The following is a 17,143-nucleotide window of genomic DNA, read 5'->3' as shown; positions in this document are numbered from 1 at the left end:
GCAGTCTAGTTGTTCGAGATGAACTTTTATTGACCTGTAACAAGTCAGCTGACGGTTGGTACGAAGGGCTCTGGCTCGCTGGCTTTTGCCCCACTGAACTGCACGGCCAATCCGGCCAGTCGAGTGAACTCGGTTACCAGGGCGATATCGGCCGAGCTGGGGCGGGCTGGTTGCGGGTAATAGATTCCGAACGTCCCTAACACCTGGCCGCTGTCATCCTTGAAGGGTAACGACCAGCAAGCCTGCAACCCTGCCGCAAGCGCGATGCCTTTATAGTCTTTCCAGTAGCGGTGGGTGTTGAGGTCCTCGGCAATGACCAGTTCACCGCTACTGGCTGCATGCCCGCAAGAGCCGACTTCCGGCCCGGCCTGCACACCATCAATGGCTTGGCTGTAAGTCTCCGGCAGGCTGGGGGCGGCACCGATGCGCAGGCGTTGGTGGGCATCAAGCAGCATGATGGAGACGCGCATCTGTGGTTGCAGGCATTCCAGGCGGCGGCTGATGCCCGCAAGAATACTTTGCAGCGAATGCTGACCAAGTAACTCATCAAGCACGGCATTGCGAGCCTGCTGCAATTGCTGAATCTGGTGGCGTTCATGCATGTCACGCAGGCTGCCATGCAAGCCTTGTTCAAGCGAGCTGAGGTTGAGCTGCAGTTCAACCCGGCGAATTTCGCCGCTGCGAGTCTGCAGCTGGCATTCCAGGCGAAGATTATCCAACCGACCCGTACGCAGTTCTGCCAGGTGCTGGCTCAGCGGCATCTGGCCTAGTTCTGGCATAAAGCGTTGCAGCGGGCTACCCAGGCTGTCATGCAGGGCATAGCCGCTGATCTGCTCCCAGGCGGGGTTGAGGAATGTCAGCTGATTTTCGGTATTGGTGATGAAAATCGCATCGCCCAAGTGCTCGACCAGGCGGCGGTAACGGCTCTCGCTGACTTGCAGCTCGCTGTCGATTTTTTTCTGTTCGGTCAGGTCGATGTCGACGCAGTAGAGCTCTAGCTGGTCGAGGCTGTTACGTAGCATCAGGTGGCTGGAATACACCCAGACCAGGCTGCCGTCCTTGCGTTGCAACTGGATTTCCGCCGCCGGAATGGGAGGACCTCCGAGTTGCCAGAGCTTGATGGCATTGACCACTTTGTTACGTGCCGTTGGTGGCACGATCAGCTCTTCCAGGTGACGACCCATGACTTCATGCACGTTGTAGCCATAGAGCTGATTGCTGGCCTGGTTCCAATAGATCACCCGGCGTTCGCGATCATAGCCTTGCACGGCGATACGGGGAGTCTGTTCGAAGAGTTGGCGAAAGCGCAGGTCACTTTCGCGCAGGGCGTTCTCGTCCCGTTTCTGGGTGGTGATGTTCTGTATTGTGCCAAGTACCTCGCCTTGTTCATCGGCTTCACCGCGCAACATCAACCAAGTGCTTTGCTGCTGGTTGGGTTGCAACAGGCGGGTACTGACGCTCAGGGTGGTCTGGTCTTGCAAAAGTGCCTGCATGGCGCGCTGCACGGCAGCACGCTCGGCGGGGTGCAGCCAGCTGAGTAACTGTTCCAGGCTGCATTGCGCATCGCTTGCGGGGCGGTCGAGCAGGTTCAGGGCTTCCTGGCTCCAGTGAAACCCCTCATGGTATTCCCAACTGCCAAGTGCAGCATTGCGATGTGCCTGCTTGAGCAGCTGGCTGTTGTGTGTCAGGTCCTTCAGCAACTGATCCTGCGTCTGGCGATCACGGAGACTGACCAGAAAAATCAGCCCGGTACTGAGCAGGATAAACAGCACTTCCTTGGTGATATGCAGCTCGGCTATCAGTGCGCGGTCTTGAACCAGGGCATGCAGCAGATTGTCGCTGCCCAGAATCCACAGCGTGCTGAACAGGCTGTACACGCAGGCCAGGCGCAGTGGGCCTTTAAGGTCAGGTCGCATCGCTTACCGCCTGTAGGTCATCCAATGTACAGGTTGAGAGTGTTCACGCCGCCTGACAGCGCGTTAGCACTCCGGAAAGGGTAGCTGTCAGCCATGAATCTGCCGAGCACTTCGGTAGCATTTGTACGCAGCCGTGGTGGCAGACGTCCTTAGGTGCGCGCCGTGTGCTTCAGTCTGTCGTGGCCGGCACCGGCGTGTTCTGCAGGTCCAGCAGGGCTTTCTTCGCTGCGCTGTGCATGGGCACGCCAAGCTCGCGCAGGGCGTTTCGGCTCGATAACTGAGCGCCCTGGATGCTGCCATTGGCCAGCCATGGGTTATTGCGGGCAAACAACAGTTGAACCAGTCGTTCTATTTCGGCAGGGGTCAATTGCTCGCCTGTCAGTAACATGCTGGCGACTGCCAGTGTGGGTACCGCTTGTGCCTGCCCCGGATAGGTCTCGGCGGCAAAGCTGAACGCAAAGCTGCCGGGGCGTTGTGCTTGCAGGCGTTCGAGTGCGCTTGACTCCAGTGGGATCAGCCTGAGCGCAAAGGCTTCGCTGGCGGCGCGGATGTGATCAGCCGGTGCGCCTATTACATGAATCAGCGCATCCAGTTGGTCATCACGCAGTGCTTTCAGCGCCTGCTGCAGATCCAATTCGGTCACCGTTTGCAGGTCGCTCAGGGGCAGCTTGTGTGCCTCCAGAATCGCCAGTGCAGTGAGGCGTGAGGCTGAACCAGGCTGGCCAATATTGATCCGCTTGCCGCTTAAATCAGCCATTTTCAGCATTGGGCTGTCGGCCCTGACCAGCACATGCACCGGCTCGGGATAAAGACTGGCGATGGCCTGCAGGGCAGGGTCCGGACCTTGGGACTGTAAAGCACCGGTGCCGTGGATGGCCGCGTAGGCTGCATCGCTTTGTGACAGCGCCAGCATGGCATCGCCCTGGCGCAGCAGGCGCAGGTTGTCCAAGCCGCCCTCGGTGTTTAACACCGGCAGGCTGATGCCCTCACCACTGAGCTGTTGGCTAAATGCGTTGGCAAACCGGGCGTATTGGCCACCGGGTGGACCACCGGCCAAGGGGTAGCCATTTTTTAAACGTGACAGCCGCCCTTGAATGTTATTCAGCGAACGTTCCAGTTCTTCGCTGATGGCTTTGCGCTGCTGTGGCCCGGAGTCTCCGGGGCTGAGGTTAAGTGCCGTGCTGAACGCATTCAGCAGATTTTCCCGTGTGCTACCGCCGCCTTCATTGGCGCGCGCCTCGCGCGGGGCGGTAAAGCCTTGCGGCACCTCAGCCAGCCACTGGCCGCCCTGTTCACGGTAAATCAGACTGCCGTGAATGGTTAATGCATCGCCCGCCTGGTTGCCGCCCGTATCTATCCCGCTCAACCCGCGCGGGCCTGCGCCCATTAAGCTGATCAGGCTGGCCACGCCTGGGGAGTCCCAGGCACCAAAATTTTGCGCCTGTTCAACCTTGAGCGTGGCATCGAAGTAGACCACCAACCGCTTTTCGCCGGGTGGCGCGTTGGCGTCGTTGGCAGTGCCGCGGCGTTTGAGATCGGTCAGGCGTAACACCGAATCGGGAAAGGCTTGATGCAAACGTTGCTGCACATCGTGCTGCAAGGTGTCGCTGGCCGGACCTTTGGAGCAGCCATAGAGCAGCACCAGGCTGAGCACGGCTATGAATGCGCGCATGCTTAACCTCCGATCCATGGCAGTGACAGATAACCCGTTAGCACCAGCGCGTTAAGCAGGTCAATCAGGAACGCCCCGATCAAGGGCACGACCAAAAAGGCCTGGGGTGCGGGGCCGTACTTCTGAGTGATGGCCTGCATATTGGCAATCGCCGTGGCCGTCGCGCCCAGGGCAAAACCGCAAAAGGCGGCTGACATGACGGCGCTCTCGTAATCACGTCCCACTGCGCGGTACACCAGCCAGCCGCCATAGACCACCACCAGCAGCAGTTGCCCAAGCAGAATGACGATTAAGGGGCCCGCCAGGCTGGCGACGTTGGCCAGGTTCAGGGTCATCATGGTGATGGCGAGAAACAGCGCCAAGGTTAGGCTCGAGAGCATATCGATCCCTGAGTCGTTCAAGCGCAGGCCCACCAGATGACCCGCGTTGCGAATCAACACACCCACCAGCAAGCACCAGAGAAAGCTGGGTAAGGTGACAGGGCCGCCACTGACCAGATCACCCAGCCAGCGCCCGGCGATGACGGCAATCAGTACAGCGGCGAGAACCGGAATCAGATTCCCCGCGCTGATTGGCGCGTTTGCCTGGGTGTCTTGGGCGCTCTGCGGGGTGGGTTGGCCCGTCACGTTGTTGGCGAGGTTATGACGCTTGATCAGCCATTGGGCCAGCGGCCCGCCGCAGATACCGCCCAGCACCAGCCCCAGGGTCGCGGCGGTCATGGCCAGTTCCATGATCGACTGGATGTTGTTCACTTCGGCAAAGCGCTCGGCATAGGCCGCCCCCGTACCGTGGCCACCGACCAAGGTAATACTGCCGCCCACAAGGCCCATCAGCGGGTGCATGTCCAGCCCCCAGGCAATCAGCAAGCCGGTGAGGTTTTGCAGAAACAGGAAAGGGATCAGTACCAGAACAAACAGCAGTAACCGCTTGCCGCCTTGCCTGAGCAAACTGAGATTGGCCGACAAACCCACAGCCGCAAAAAACGCCAGCAAAAGTACGGGCTTGAGGGTGTTGTCAAACACCACCTCGGCCGGGGAAAACTGCCCGGCAAAGAGCATACCGAGAGCAAACAGCAGACCGCCGGTTATGGGGTCCGGGATGTTGTAGTGCGACAGCCAGGGCACCAGGCGGTTGACCACACGTCCTAGCAACAGCACCAGCGCGGCGATCAGCAGGGTTTCCAAGGGGAGTAGGGTCACTCGATGCTCCTAGCGGCGTTGGCGGATGCCCACGTTGAGGTCGTGCACTCATCCATGCAGGCGGCGTTACGGCATGGCCTTGGCGCTTATTTAATACTGCCCTGAGTTAAGCCGCCCGCGCTACTGCCTTCCAGTATGGCCAGGCGGGCGTCCCGAATCGCCGCATAAGCATGGTGTTGGCTTTGACTGTCGTATGCGCCGCCTGAAGCCGGGGGACATTCTGCCAATGCCCCACTACTATTGTTGTCGGCCACATGCGACATTGCATCGCAGTGCCGCTGTGTCACAGGCACCCGGAGCAATGCTAGAGTCGCGCCCCATGAAAATGACCTGTACTGACCGTCGTCTGCTGGCCTGGATGCTGTATTTCAGCGTTCTGTTCAGTGCATTCGCCTGCAGTATCGGGCATGGGCAAATGGCCGGTTTGCAATTGAGTGGTCTGGACAGCCAGTACTGCTCCTTCGAGGGCAACTTCGGTGCCGGTGCCGATCTGGATGGCTCCGGTGTGGTGGCGCCCAATCCGGCCACCGGCGCCGGTTGTTCCCTGAGTTCCACCTTCAGCGCGATCATCCTGGCGGCGCTCTTCGGTTTGTTGGGCCTGCTGGCGCCCAGTCGCGCGCCCCTGCTGACATTTTTCTTTACCCCGCGACCGGTTCGCTACCTCTGGCCTTCGGCCAATCCCCGCGCCTCTCCACGTTCCTGATGCACGGCGCCTTTAGGGCGCGCCCACCGTTTGCATGTGGTGAAGCCATGCCGCGTGCGATTGCTTGTGTTTTCAGGAAAACAATACGCTATGTCTATACCGTCTTCCCGCGCCCTGGGCGCTGCTTTGCTGTGCGCTGTAACCCCCTCACTCTGGGCTGAACAGGCCGTTACCTTGCCCGACACTGAAGTTCGTGGCCGCGCGGCGTTGGCGTCGGAGCTGTCGCTCGATACGCCCGCTGAGAGCGCATCACGTTTGGGGCTGACGCCTCGGGAAACGCCGGCTTCGGTCAGTGTCGTTAGCCGCGAGCAGATTGAACGGCGCGGTGCGGACAACACCCAGCAGATGCTCAATGGCGTACCGGGTGTAGTAGCCGCGGCACCGCCAGGCTTTGCCGGTGCCGTGTCGTGGCGTGGCTTTACCGGCAGCCAGGTCACGCAGATGTTTAACGGCATCACGGTGCAATACGACGCCATTGCCGCGCGTCCGGTGGACAGCTGGATTTATGACCGGGTTGAAGCGGTCGGTGGTGCGTCCAGCTTTCTCAATGGATCGGGTGCTGTCGGTGGTTCGATCAACTACCTGACTAAATTGGCCACGCGCGATCAGGCGTTCAGCGAAGGACGCATCCGCTACGGCTCGTTTGATGCCAACGAACTGGCCTATGGTTTCAACCAGCCGCTGGGTGAAGCCAATCACCTGCGTATGGATGTCAGCCGCACCAGCAGCAATGGCTATGTGGATCGCGAACAGCGTGAGGCCTGGACCAGCGCCTTTTCCCTGCTCACGGACTTCAACGAGCAGCTGTCGCACACCCTGGCGTTTGAGTATCAGGAAGAACAGGTCGACAGTCCTTATTGGGGCAGCCCGGTGCTCAAGGGGCGCTCGGGTGACCTGAAGGTGGACGAGAGCCGGCGCTTTGAGAACTACAACGTTGCAGACGGACGCTATGAACAGCGTGTGCGCTGGGTGCGTTCCATCACCGAGTATCAGCTGACGGACGCCACCCGCCTGCGTAATACGCTTTACCACTACAACGCGCAGCGTGATTACCGCAACCTGGAGACCTACGCCTACACGGATGCCACTAATAGCGCCGTGCAGCGTAGTAACGCGCTGCTGCAACGGCATGATCAGGAGCTTAATGGCAATCGATTTGAGGTGCGTCATCAGGGCGGGCTGTTTGGCCTGTCGAGTGAATGGGCTGCCGGTCTGGACTACAGCCATAACGTGCAAACCCGCTATCCACGTTCGGTCGCCGGTCCCTTCGGTGTGGTGGATGCTGAGCATTTCGAGCCCGGGCATTTCTTCGACCTGCCCGGTATGACCCCTGGTTACGCACGCCAGCGCACCAATCAACTCGACACCTGGGCATTGTTTGTCGAAAACCGTCTGGAGCTGACTGAGCGTCTGTCCCTGTTGACCGGCCTGCGGCATGATCGCATCGATCTGGACGTGACCAACCACCAGGCTGCCAGCCTGACCAACCCGGCGTTTTTCGCCCGGGAGTACGAGCCCACCACTGGCCGTGTCGGTATGGTCTATGCCTTGAGTCCTGCTGCCAATGTGTATGTGCAATACAGCACGGCTGCCGACCCGCCTGCTGGGGTTCTCACGACGGCTACCCTGGGACAAGTACAGGATTTTGACCTGACCAAGGGCCGTCAACTGGAGGTCGGCAGCAAGTTTGATTTCCTCGACGGGCGCGCCTCCACCACCGTTGCCGCTTACAAGATCGAACGCGAAAACCTGGCTACGCGCGACCCCGCTAACCCCGGACAAACGCTGCCGGTCGGCAAGCAATCGACGCTTGGTGTAGAGCTGGCAACAGCGCTGCGCATCACCCCGCGCCTGCTGGCAGAAGCCAATGTGGCGTGGATCGATGCTCAATACGATGAGTTCAATGAAAGCGTGGGCGGGCAGTCGATCTCGCGTAAGGGCAACACGCCGAGCAACGTGCCCGATCAGGTTGCCAACCTGTGGCTGACCTATGACCTGGCGCCACAGTGGCAGGTCGGTGCAGACAGCCGCTATGTAGCCTCGGTGTATACCGATGCGGCCAATCAGCTAAAAGCACCGGCCTATACCTTGTTCGGTGCATTTGTCAGCTACCGCCTGGATGCCGAAAGCCTGTTGACCTTGCGGGCGCGTAACCTGACCGACGAGGTATACGCCAGCTGGGCCAGCAGCGACATGCTGTTCCTTGGTGCGCCCCGGTCGTTTGAGTTGGCCTTGCAAACACGCTTTTAAGAGGTCGCCGGATGAAACGCTATCTCTACCTGTGGCATCGCTGGCTGGGGATTTTCCTCTGCTTGCTGATGGTGCTCTGGTTCGTGTCTGGCTTGGTGATGATGTATGTCGGCTATCCCAAACTGACCCAGCGCGAGCACCTGGCCCATCTGCCCCCGTTGTCGTTGGAGGGCTGTTGCGTACCGCTCGAGCAGGTGCTGGCGGCTACGGGAGAGAAAGCCGCCCCGGCATCTATTCGGCTGACCACGGTGGCCGGTGAGCCGCGCTTTGTTGTGCGGTTTGCGACGGGGGCGGTGGCGGTTGATGCGCGCAGCGGTAAGCGTATCGACTCGGTGACCCCGGCAGAGGCTGTGGCCGCCGCTCAACCCTTTGCCGCTGAGCGTGCGGTGCACTTCCAGGCCTCCATACAGGAGGACGCCTGGACGCACTCGCGCGCGCTCGACGGCGATCGGCCGTTGCATCGCGTGGGGCTGGATGACGGCACGCTGCTGTATGTCTCTGGGCGCAGCGGTGAAGTGGTGCGTGATGCCACTTTCACCGAGCGTACTTGGAACTGGCTGGGCGCCTGGCTGCACTGGCTTTATCCCCTGCGCGGTGGCGTTCTGGATCGCTGGTGGAGTGATGTGGTGATCTACCTGTCAGTGGCCGCCACCCTGATGACGCTCCTGGGCATTGTGGTCGGCCTCCTGCGTTGGCGCTTCGCCACACCTTATCGCAGTGGCGCGCGCAGCCCTTATAAAGGGCTGGCACGTTGGCACCACATTGGTGGTTTGTTGTTTGGTGGGTTGGCGCTGACCTGGATTTTCAGCGGCTTGATGTCGATGAACCCCTGGCGGCTGCTGGACAGCGCGACTCCGTTGAACCTGGCGCCCTATCAAGGCGCAGCGTTGCAGGCTGAAGCCTTTCCTCTCGGGCCTGAACAGGCTTTGTCGCGTTTCAATGCGATGGGCCTGCCGGTGCGTGAGCTGCATTGGCGCCTGTTGGGTGGCCGTGGCTATCTGCTGGGTGTGGACAATACGGGTGCCAGCGCGGTGCTGGCCATGGATGCATCCACACCGCAGTGGCGCTTGGATGAAGCGGAACTGTTGCGGGTGGTTCAGGCCATTCGACCTGGGGATGTGCCCACTGTCGAGCGCCTGACAACCTACGATTTTTACTACTACGGCCGGGCCGAGCACAGCATGACCGGGCACCTGGAACGGCCATTGCCAATCCTGCGGGTGCGCTTCAATGACCCGGCCAATACCTGGCTGCACCTTGATCCGCGCACCGGTGCATTACTCGGCCGAATGGATGAAGGCCAGCGCGCCTCGCGCTGGCTATTTGCCCTGCTGCACAGCTGGGATTGGCTGCCACTGCTGCAACACCGGCCCCTTTGGGATGGTTGGATGTGGCTGGCCAGCCTGGGTGGTTTGCTGATTTGCCTGAGCGGCACGGTTATGGGCTGGCGGCGGCTGCGTGGGCGGCGCGCTCTGCGCAATGGTGCACTTATTAACGTGAGGGGGTCTTTAAGATGACGTTACGCATTTGTTTTGGCGTTGTGCTCGACACGCGTTGTGTAGTGTCCTTCACGTCTTTCGGGGGCGTTGTTAGGAATGCGTGATTCTGTCTCGTTCTACAACCTGGCCTGGCGCTGGCATTTCTATGCCGGGCTGTTTGTGATTCCGTTTCTGATCCTGCTCTCGGTCACCGGCATCATTTACCTGTTCAAGCCGCAACTGGATCAGCTGATGTATGCCGAACTGCTGCAGGTCACGCCGGCCGAGCAGGCGATCTCGGCGGATCAGCAATTGGCGTTGGTGCGTCAGGCGTATCCCCAGGCGAGCATCACGCAGTACCTGCCGCCGCTGAACGCCGAGCGCAGCGCGCAGTTTGTGCTGGAAACCGCCGACCAGGGTCTCAATGTATTCGTTGATCCCTACAGCGCCAGGATTCTCGGTAGCCAGGATGAGCAGTTCAACCTGCAGGCCATCGCCCGTCAGCTGCACAGCGACCTGATGGTTGGGACGCTGGGTGATCGTTTGATCGAACTGGCGGCCGGTTGGGGCATTGTGCTGGTGGTCTCCGGCCTGTACCTGTGGTGGCCGCGCGGGCGCTCCGGGGCGGGTGTGCTGTGGCCACGGCTGAGTGCCCGTGGGCGACTGTTATGGCGTGACCTGCATGCGGTCACCGGGTTCTGGGGTTCGTTGCTGCTGTTGTTTATGCTGCTCACCGGCATGACCTGGACCGGCTTCTGGGGTGCCCAGTTTGCCGGTGCCTGGAATCACTTCCCGGCGGCGATGTGGGATGACGTCCCGCAGTCCGGCAAGCTTACCGGCAGCCTCAACACCAGCCGTCAGCAGACCGTGGCCTGGGCGGTGGAAACCACGCCGCTGCCGGCGTCTGATCCACACGCTGCGCATAACGGCCACGCAGCCCCCGAAATGCCTGCGTCTCCGGCCAATTTGCTGCAGTACGTGGTCGACAATGCAGCTGAGCGCGGCGTACAGCCGGGTTACAGCATCACCCTGCCGAAAGGTGAAACCGGGGTGTACAGCATCGCGCTGTTTGCCGACGACCCGCGTAACGACGCCACCCTGCATATCGATCAGTACAGCGGCACCGTGCTCGCCGATGTGCGCTGGAAGGATTACGGCGTGGTGGCGAAAACCGTGGAAACCGGGGTGATGCTGCATGAAGGCAAGCTGTTCGGCCTGGCCAACCAGTTGCTGATGCTCGCGGTCTGCCTGCTGGTGCTGCTCAGTGCCATCAGCGGCTTGATCATGTGGTGGCAGCGCCGGCCGAGCGGCAAATTAGGCGTCCCGCCACTGCGCCACGACCTGCCGCGCTGGAAAACCGCGATGGTGATCATGGGCCTGCTGGGCGCGGCCTTCCCGCTGGTGGGCGCATCCCTGCTGCTGATCTGGGCGTTGGACTGGCTGCTGTCACGCCTACGGCCCTGGGACGCGATGAGCCCTTAAACCTGATTCATCTGATCCATTGGCAGCCAAGGCCACCGTCTTGGCTGCCATAACAGCCTCACGCCGGCAAAACCGGGTGCAGGCATAACGACTTTATCGATAACAGGCATTGGCCTGCGCCTTGCTTTTGCTTCAGGAATGAACGCACATGCCGTTTCACTTAAAACCACTCAGCCTGTTGTTGGCCACGAGCACGATCGCGCTGAGTGTTCACACCTTACCCGTGCTTGCCGACAGCACCCTGGCGCTGGGCAGTGTCACGGTGACGGGCGAGGAGAAGGGCCCGCTGTCCAGCTACAACATCCTCAGTTCGGTGGACTATGTCGGCCGTGATGTGCTGGAAAAGCAGCCCGTGCAATACAGCTGGGAGCTGTTCAACCGTGTGCCAGGGGTCATGTTGACTCCGTTCAATCAGGGCACCACCTCCGGCAAGCTGTCGTTTCGTGGCTTTAATGGTGAGGGTGAAGTCAACGCGGTCAAGCTGCTGATCGATGGCATCCCAAGTAACACCAACGACGGCAACATGCCGTTTATCGACATGGTCTATCCGCTGGATATCGATGATATCGAAGTGGTACGCGGCACCAACGACCCGCGCTACGGCCTGCACAACATTGCCGGCAATGCCAGCATCAATACGTTGCAGGGCGGCAACGAGGGCAAGCTGCGCCTGCGCAGCGGCAGTTTCGACACGCAAGAACTGCAACTGGTGAAGGGCATCGAAAGTGGCAACTGGTCGCAGAACTACTTCGTCGCTTACCAGAAGAGCGGTGGTTACCGCGACCATGCCGATGCCGAGCGGCAGAGCTTTGCGGGCAAATGGTTTTACACCGCCGACGCGGGCTGGCGTGCCGGGCTGATCGCACGGTATTACGAAGCCGATGCGCTGGAGGCCGGTTACCTGAGCAAGGCCGATGCCCATGATGATCCGCGCCAGTCGTACCTGAATAACGCGACGGACAAGGGCGAGCGCCGCATGGACTCGCTTAGCCTGCATCTGGATACCGACCTGGCCGACGACCTCGCCTGGTCGAGCAAGGCGTACTACAACCGGTTTGAAGACCGCCGTTGGACCAAGTACTGGATCACTTCCGCGCAGCAGGAACGCTTCAACGACGAAGACCAGTACGGCGCGCTCAGCAGCTTGACCTGGCGTCCTGATGTGTCGGGGCTGCACGACTTCGCCCTGGAAGGTGGCGCCGATATCCAGCGCCAGGAGGTGATCAGTGAGCGCTATCGGACGGTCAGCCGTGTGCGTACCGCACAGACCCGCGACCAGGTGTTCGATCTGATCACCACGGGCGTTTACGTGCAGGCGGTGATCGAACCCTGGGAAACCCTCAAGCTCATCCCAGCCTACCGGGTGGACCGCGTCGAGGGCGACTATCACGATCAGCTGTCTGGCGAGCGGGCCCGCGTCAATGACTTCGGCACCATCAACCAGCCCAAATTCAGCCTGGTCTATTCCCCCTGGCAGACGGCCAGCTTTTACGCCAACTGGGGGCGTACCTTCCAGATCGGTGTCGGCTCGGGCGCTTATCGACTGGCCAGCCTGCAGGATGACCTGAAACCCTCGATCAACGAAGGCTGGGAGACCGGTGTCAAGTTCAACCCGGTGGCCTGGCTCGATGGCCGTGTGGCCTATTGGGAACAGCACGCCACCGATGAAGTACAGCGCCGGCTCAATGCCCCGTCCGGGGATACCGAGAACGTCGGCGAAACCCTGCGCCGGGGTTATGACGTGCAGCTCAACCTGTACCCCAGCGACCTGGCGCGCGTGTGGTTTTCCTATTCACGGCAGTTCTCGGAAATTCTGACGCCCGGCCCACGCTTGCCGGCCAGCAAGGGCAAGGAGATGGACCACGTACCGCACCACCTGTATGCCGTGGGCGGTGATTATCAGGCCAGTGAAAAACTCAAGCTCAGCGCTTGGGTCAACGGCCAGAGCGACTACTATCTGGAACGCACCAACAGCACCGGTCTCTATGGCGGCTATACCCTGCTCAATATCGCTGCGGAGTACCGCCTGAGTGAACGTGTCAGCGTGGACCTGCAACTGAAAAACGTCACCAATCGCTACTACGAGTACGTCTGGTATGACCCCGATGGCGCGCTGGATTCCCTGCATGCCCCCGGCGATGGCCGTGCGTTGTATGCTGGGTTGACCCTGGATTTCTGACTTTCGTTTTCCTACAAGGAGGCAACACCCATGATGCTGAAGAAAACCCTGCTTGGTCTGTCCCTGATGCTGCCGGCGCTGTTGGTGCAAGCGCACGACTACAGCGTCGGCAACCTGCACATCGAGCACCCCTGGTCCCGTGAGATGCCGGCCGTAGCGCCCACAGCAGCCGCTTATTTTGTGGTGCACAACAAAGGTAGCGACGCCGATCGCCTGCTCAGCGCCAGCACCCCGGTGGCCGGCAAGGCCGAACTGCACGAACACATCCACGCGGATGGTCTGATGAAGATGCAGCAGGTGCAGAACGTGGCGATTCCTGCCGGTGGCGAGGTGAAGTTCGAGCCGATGGGCTATCACGTCATGTTGTTCAACCTGAAGCAGCAGGCCAAGGACGGTGAGCGCTTCCCGCTGACCCTGACCTTCGAGAAGGCCGGCACGGTCGACGTGGAGATCGCCGTGCACAAGGATGCGCCTGAGGGCAGTGCACACGGCGAAGGTCAGCACCAGCACTGATGAACCCTGCGGCGCAAGGTAAGGGGTTGGGCGCAGCGCTCGGTTTGCTGGCGCTCGCGTTGCTGATCCTCGCGCCGTTGTTTTCCCAACTCCGCGCACCACCCCAGGATTGGTCGTGGCTCGCGGAGTTGGCGTGTCACGAGGGGGCGATTCAGGCGCCTGGTCACAACCCTCTGTTGCCGCAGTCCGACTCGTTGGATGCCTGCGGTTACTGTTCACTGCTGGTTCACAGCCCTGCACTGGCCGGCCAAGGCGTCGCTGTGGCGGCCTGTGCGCTTGTTGTGCCGATATCTTTTGCGCGTGGCTCCAGCCCATGCCCGATACGGCTTTTCCCTGCCGCGCAATCGCGTGCGCCCCCTGCAGCGCTCGGTTGAGGTCAGTCCGCGCAACGTCGAGTGTTCTCGGTTGCGTGTTCCCGGTCCCTCGGATCGGCCTTGCATGGAGCGTGAAAAATGCAGTTATGCAAACCCCGGGTGATGCCTGCGCACAAGCGTATCGCCCGCGAAATGATCTTCCCGGATTACCCCAGCAACGCGCGGTCGTTTATTGCCCTTGATGGCAAGCTGCTGCCCTATTGGCACCTGCTGTTTGATCTGTGCCCGTCACTGCTCAAGTTGGATCCGCCTGAGGGTTTGACGTTGTTTCGACGCTTTATGACCTGGGCGTATCGTCATCAACCTGCGCAAGACTGGACCTTTCACATCAGTGTGTGCCGTTGGTTGCTGGATTCGGAATATGCCTCCAAGGTCACTGCTGAGCAGGTGGAAAGCCTGCTGTCGGCAGCTGCAGCGCGCTGGGTCAATCATGATCAGAGTTCGGCGCAGGGCATTCTGCTGGCTTGTCGGGACAGGCCCATGACCTGGGTGGATTGGAAGCACAATGGCGCTGGCCTGAGTGAGGTCATGGAGGTGGTGCCACCGGCGCGGTTTGACTTTGCCTGGTCGCCGTTACGCCGATCGGGCATGGCCGGTTTCAGCCGTTGGCTGCGTATTGCCCAGTGAGGGCTGCGACCGCGTGCCGCAGCCTGGCGGCTGGGGGCGCATGGACGTATCAGTCGCCAAGCTGTGGTGGATTGTCGCAGTTGAGGGTGATCAATGGCGTCCCTAGGATGCACTGACTTCGGGTTGGAATATGTCTTGTCTGGGCATCCACGGTTAAGCCCGAAGTCCACTTTATCGGCTTAGGCTCGGTATCAGGCTCTCCCTCGGGAGGGCCGTCTTTTCTCTACGACGTGAGGCGCTGCGAATACGCGGCCGGCTGGTGCCTGGGCGCGATTATTGGCAGGCGCAAGGCCATCCCTGATTGGATGGGCGAAGCTCGAATACCTAGAACAGCACGTGAACTGATGAGGTCTACACAATGAAAAAAGCGATTTGCTTGGCGTTTGCACTGTTATCGCTGGGGTCGGTGCAGGCTGCACAAGATCCGCAAGCGGTCTTCAACCGTTCGTGTGGCATGTGCCACAACGGTCAATTACCCACGGCTCCCAAGAAAGGCGATGCCGCTGCATGGACGCCGCGTCTGGCGGCGGGCATGGACACCCTGGTTAAACACGTTACCGAGGGGTTCAACGCCATGCCGGCGCGCGGTCTGTGCATGGACTGCTCGGCTGAGGATTACAAAGCGGTGATTACCTGGATGTCCAAATAACGGGATGGTGGGCAGGTGCCGCTCGATTGTTCCGTCTCGGGCGGCATTCAAGGGTGCAGAGCGGGTATCGCCGCTGATCGGCGCTGGCCGACCATGGGTTGATACCCGGTCTCTATTAGCAACACCGTCTGCCGTTAGGCCATGAGCCGTTGAGGCGTTTGAACGACAAGGACATGACCTAATACAGCCTTAAGCTTGCCGCGCGACAGTAGTCCCCGCAGACACACAACTTCCCCTGCATCACGAGGACTTCACCATGCGCAAATTGCTTCTGCTGTCTCTGGTACTGGCCAGCCCGCTGACCTTCGCCGCCACCCAATGCACCACCGCCGACAAGGCGCAGTGGCAGGATCAGGATAAATTTCAGGCCGACCTCAAAGCCCAAGGTTACGAGATCAAGAAGTTCAAAGTGACCGGCGGCAACTGCTACGAAATCTACGGCTTCAACAAAGAAGGCCAGAAGGTCGAAATCTACTTCGATCCGGTCAGCGGCAAGGTCATTAAAGGCGGCGTTGAAGACTGATGAACAGTTCGACCACACGCCTGTGGGACCCGCTGGTCAGGCTGTTCCACTGGTCTCTGGCGAGCGCTTTTCTGGCCAATTACTTCTTCACCGAAGAGGGCGAGAACTGGCACCGCTGGTTCGGTTACTACGCCGTGGCCTGGTTGGCGATTCGCCTGGTGTGGGGTTTTGTTGGGTCACCGGCAGCGCGCTGGGCGGACTTTTGGCCGACCCGGGCGCGCCTGGCCGAACACCTGCGGGCCTTGCTCAGCGGGCGTGATTACCACCGCATGGGGCATTCCCCGCTGGGCGGCCTGGTGATGATCGGCATGATGCTGTTGATGCTCGGCCTGGGTGTGACCGGCTTTCTGATGGAGGAGGTCGATTACTTCTGGGGCGCTGATTTACCGCTGGAACTCCATGAATTCTGCGCCGATGCGCTGATGGCCCTGGTGGGCCTGCACATCGCGGCGGCGCTTTTTGAAAGCTACCGCCTGAAGGAAAACCTGCCGCTGTCGATGGTCACCGGCAAGCGGCGCAAGCTGGATCACTGAGTTTTTATCTGTCGCGGCTAAAGTCCCGCCCACAGCGTATACGGACTGTGGGCGCGGCTTCAGTCGCGATGATTTTGCTTAAACCAGGCGCGCATCCAGGCTGTTCTGCGCCAGGCGCTTGGCCTGCTCCTGGGTCATGCCCAGGCTGTCGTACAGAGCGGCGAAGTTCTCAGTGACGTAGCCCCCGAAGTAGGCCGGGTCGTCCGAGTTCACCGTCACCTTCACCCCGCGTTCAAGCATCTGCAGGATGTTGTGCTGGCGCATGTCGTCGAATACACAGAGTTTGGTGTTGGACAGCGGGCAAACAGTCAGCGGGATCTGTTCATCAATGATGCGCTGCATCAGGCGCTCGTCTTCGATGGCCCGCACGCCGTGGTCGATGCGCTCGATTTTCAGCAGGTCCAGGGCTTCCCAGATGTATTCGGGCGGGCCTTCCTCGCCGGCGTGGGCGACGGTCAGGTAGCCCTCACTGCGTGCCTTGTCGAACACGCGCTGGAACTTGCTCGGCGGGTGGCCCATTTCCGAACTGTCCAAACCGACGGCGATAAACGCATCGCGGAATGGCCTGGCCTGTTCCAGGGTTTTGAAGGCTTCCTCTTCAGACAGATGGCGCAGAAAGCTCAGGATCAAACCGTGGCTGATGCCCAGCTGCTTTTCACCATCGATCAGCGCCTGCTTGATCCCGCGCAGCACCACCTCGAAGGGAATGCCCCGGTCGGTGTGGGTCTGCGGGTCGAAGAACGGCTCGGTGTGGATGACGTTCTGCGCTTTGCATTTTTGCAGGTAGGCCCAGGTCAGGTCATAGAAATCCTGCTCGGTGCGCAGCACGTCGGCCCCGGCGTAATACAGGTCGAGAAACTCCTGCAGGTTGTTGAACGCGTAGGCGCTGCGCAGCGCTTCAACGTCGTTCCAGGGCAGGGCAATCTTGTTGCGCTCGGCCAGGGCAAACAGCAACTCGGGCTCCAGCGAGCCCTCAATGTGCAGGTGCAGTTCGGCCTTGGGCAGGGCATTGAGCCAGTCGTACATGGTCAGATCTCGTTATCAG

At 60.5% G+C, this 17,143-nt stretch carries 15 protein-coding genes; 11 read left to right on the top strand and 4 right to left on the bottom strand.

From position 1 onward, the window contains the following. Window positions 1-44 precede the first annotated feature (44 nt). The 3 genes from DBR00_RS08630 to gltS all read right to left on the bottom strand — a co-directional run bounded on the left by DBR00_RS08630 (window position 45) and on the right by gltS (window position 4,787). Window positions 45-1,916 carry a PAS domain S-box protein gene (locus DBR00_RS08630; RefSeq protein ID WP_108489256.1) on the bottom strand — a complete coding sequence of 624 codons (1,872 nt, stop codon included), beginning with the start codon at window positions 1,914-1,916 and terminating at the stop codon, window positions 45-47. A 169-nt stretch (window positions 1,917-2,085) separates the two neighbouring features. Continuing rightward, complete coding sequence (locus tag DBR00_RS08625) at window positions 2,086-3,588, bottom strand: TAXI family TRAP transporter solute-binding subunit (protein ID WP_108489255.1); 1,503 nt, start codon at window positions 3,586-3,588, stop codon at window positions 2,086-2,088. A gap of 2 nt (window positions 3,589-3,590) precedes the next feature. Then, complete coding sequence (gene gltS, locus DBR00_RS08620) at window positions 3,591-4,787, bottom strand: sodium/glutamate symporter (protein ID WP_108489254.1); 1,197 nt, start codon at window positions 4,785-4,787, stop codon at window positions 3,591-3,593. Between the two features lie 319 nt (window positions 4,788-5,106). Here gltS and DBR00_RS08615 point away from each other — a divergent pair, with 319 nt between their 5' ends. The 11 genes from DBR00_RS08615 (at window position 5,107) to DBR00_RS08565 (ending at window position 16,098) form a co-directional block, all read left to right on the top strand. After that, window positions 5,107-5,490 carry a DUF2946 domain-containing protein gene (locus DBR00_RS08615; protein WP_108489253.1) on the top strand — a complete coding sequence of 128 codons (384 nt, stop codon included), beginning with the start codon at window positions 5,107-5,109 and terminating at the stop codon, window positions 5,488-5,490. A gap of 90 nt (window positions 5,491-5,580) precedes the next feature. Next, window positions 5,581-7,740, top strand: a complete 2,160-nt coding sequence (locus DBR00_RS08610; RefSeq protein WP_108538039.1) for a TonB-dependent siderophore receptor — start codon at window positions 5,581-5,583, stop codon at window positions 7,738-7,740. 11 nt (window positions 7,741-7,751) lie between these two features. Next, window positions 7,752-9,257 (top strand): PepSY domain-containing protein, encoded by a 1,506-nt coding sequence (locus DBR00_RS08605; protein WP_108486018.1) that lies wholly within the window; start codon window positions 7,752-7,754, stop codon window positions 9,255-9,257. 78 nt (window positions 9,258-9,335) lie between these two features. Further along, window positions 9,336-10,700 (top strand): PepSY domain-containing protein, encoded by a 1,365-nt coding sequence (locus DBR00_RS08600; protein ID WP_108486019.1) that lies wholly within the window; start codon window positions 9,336-9,338, stop codon window positions 10,698-10,700. Between the two features lie 148 nt (window positions 10,701-10,848). Further along, window positions 10,849-12,879, top strand: a complete 2,031-nt coding sequence (locus DBR00_RS08595; protein WP_108486020.1) for a TonB-dependent receptor — start codon at window positions 10,849-10,851, stop codon at window positions 12,877-12,879. A 30-nt stretch (window positions 12,880-12,909) separates the two neighbouring features. Beyond that, on the top strand, window positions 12,910-13,392 hold the full coding sequence (locus tag DBR00_RS08590) for a copper chaperone PCu(A)C (protein ID WP_108486021.1): 483 nt from the start codon (window positions 12,910-12,912) through the stop codon (window positions 13,390-13,392). Continuing rightward, a complete protein-coding gene (locus DBR00_RS08585; protein WP_108486022.1) occupies window positions 13,392-13,766 on the top strand; it encodes a DUF2946 family protein in 375 nt (124 codons plus the stop codon). The genes DBR00_RS08590 and DBR00_RS08585 overlap by 1 nt, the downstream gene beginning before the upstream one ends. Before the next feature lie 78 nt (window positions 13,767-13,844). Continuing rightward, complete coding sequence (locus tag DBR00_RS08580; protein WP_256582956.1) at window positions 13,845-14,393, top strand: putative natural product biosynthesis protein; 549 nt, start codon at window positions 13,845-13,847, stop codon at window positions 14,391-14,393. A gap of 358 nt (window positions 14,394-14,751) precedes the next feature. Further along, on the top strand, window positions 14,752-15,042 hold the full coding sequence (locus DBR00_RS08575) for a cytochrome c5 family protein (RefSeq protein ID WP_108486023.1): 291 nt from the start codon (window positions 14,752-14,754) through the stop codon (window positions 15,040-15,042). Window positions 15,043-15,298: 256 nt separating this feature from the next. Then, window positions 15,299-15,565: a PepSY domain-containing protein gene (locus DBR00_RS08570; protein WP_090255403.1), complete on the top strand. Its 267-nt coding sequence runs from the start codon at window positions 15,299-15,301 to the stop codon at window positions 15,563-15,565. Next, complete coding sequence (locus DBR00_RS08565; protein WP_108486024.1) at window positions 15,565-16,098, top strand: cytochrome b/b6 domain-containing protein; 534 nt, start codon at window positions 15,565-15,567, stop codon at window positions 16,096-16,098. The genes DBR00_RS08570 and DBR00_RS08565 overlap by 1 nt, the downstream gene beginning before the upstream one ends. A gap of 78 nt (window positions 16,099-16,176) precedes the next feature. On the opposite strand, the gene DBR00_RS08560 is transcribed toward DBR00_RS08565, so the two are convergent. Continuing rightward, the gene (locus DBR00_RS08560; RefSeq protein ID WP_108486025.1) at window positions 16,177-17,124 is read right to left on the bottom strand and encodes an adenosine deaminase; all 948 of its coding nucleotides are present in this window, start codon (window positions 17,122-17,124) and stop codon (window positions 16,177-16,179) included. Between the last annotated feature and the right edge of the window lie 19 nt (window positions 17,125-17,143).

This window comes from Pseudomonas sp. HMWF032 (assembly GCF_003060885.1).
GTDB lineage: Bacteria > Pseudomonadota > Gammaproteobacteria > Pseudomonadales > Pseudomonadaceae > Aquipseudomonas.
This window is presented reverse-complemented; position numbering and strand designations above follow the sequence as displayed.

What these genes read in the sequence shown, in the direction of transcription:
- DBR00_RS08630 (WP_108489256.1), bottom strand. Translation starts at nt 1,916, where the DNA reads ATGCGACCTGACCTTAAAGGCCCACTGCGCCTGGCCTGCGTGTACAGC.
- DBR00_RS08625 (WP_108489255.1), bottom strand. Translation starts at nt 3,588, where the DNA reads ATGCGCGCATTCATAGCCGTGCTCAGCCTGGTGCTGCTCTATGGCTGC.
- DBR00_RS08615 (WP_108489253.1), top strand. Translation starts at nt 5,107, where the DNA reads ATGAAAATGACCTGTACTGACCGTCGTCTGCTGGCCTGGATGCTGTAT.
- DBR00_RS08610 (WP_108538039.1), top strand. Translation starts at nt 5,581, where the DNA reads ATGTCTATACCGTCTTCCCGCGCCCTGGGCGCTGCTTTGCTGTGCGCT.
- DBR00_RS08605 (WP_108486018.1), top strand. Translation starts at nt 7,752, where the DNA reads ATGAAACGCTATCTCTACCTGTGGCATCGCTGGCTGGGGATTTTCCTC.
- DBR00_RS08600 (WP_108486019.1), top strand. Translation starts at nt 9,336, where the DNA reads ATGCGTGATTCTGTCTCGTTCTACAACCTGGCCTGGCGCTGGCATTTC.
- DBR00_RS08595 (WP_108486020.1), top strand. Translation starts at nt 10,849, where the DNA reads ATGCCGTTTCACTTAAAACCACTCAGCCTGTTGTTGGCCACGAGCACG.
- DBR00_RS08590 (WP_108486021.1), top strand. Translation starts at nt 12,910, where the DNA reads ATGATGCTGAAGAAAACCCTGCTTGGTCTGTCCCTGATGCTGCCGGCG.
- DBR00_RS08585 (WP_108486022.1), top strand. Translation starts at nt 13,392, where the DNA reads ATGAACCCTGCGGCGCAAGGTAAGGGGTTGGGCGCAGCGCTCGGTTTG.
- DBR00_RS08580 (WP_256582956.1), top strand. Translation starts at nt 13,845, where the DNA reads ATGCAGTTATGCAAACCCCGGGTGATGCCTGCGCACAAGCGTATCGCC.
- DBR00_RS08575 (WP_108486023.1), top strand. Translation starts at nt 14,752, where the DNA reads ATGAAAAAAGCGATTTGCTTGGCGTTTGCACTGTTATCGCTGGGGTCG.
- DBR00_RS08570 (WP_090255403.1), top strand. Translation starts at nt 15,299, where the DNA reads ATGCGCAAATTGCTTCTGCTGTCTCTGGTACTGGCCAGCCCGCTGACC.
- DBR00_RS08565 (WP_108486024.1), top strand. Translation starts at nt 15,565, where the DNA reads ATGAACAGTTCGACCACACGCCTGTGGGACCCGCTGGTCAGGCTGTTC.
- DBR00_RS08560 (WP_108486025.1), bottom strand. Translation starts at nt 17,124, where the DNA reads ATGTACGACTGGCTCAATGCCCTGCCCAAGGCCGAACTGCACCTGCAC.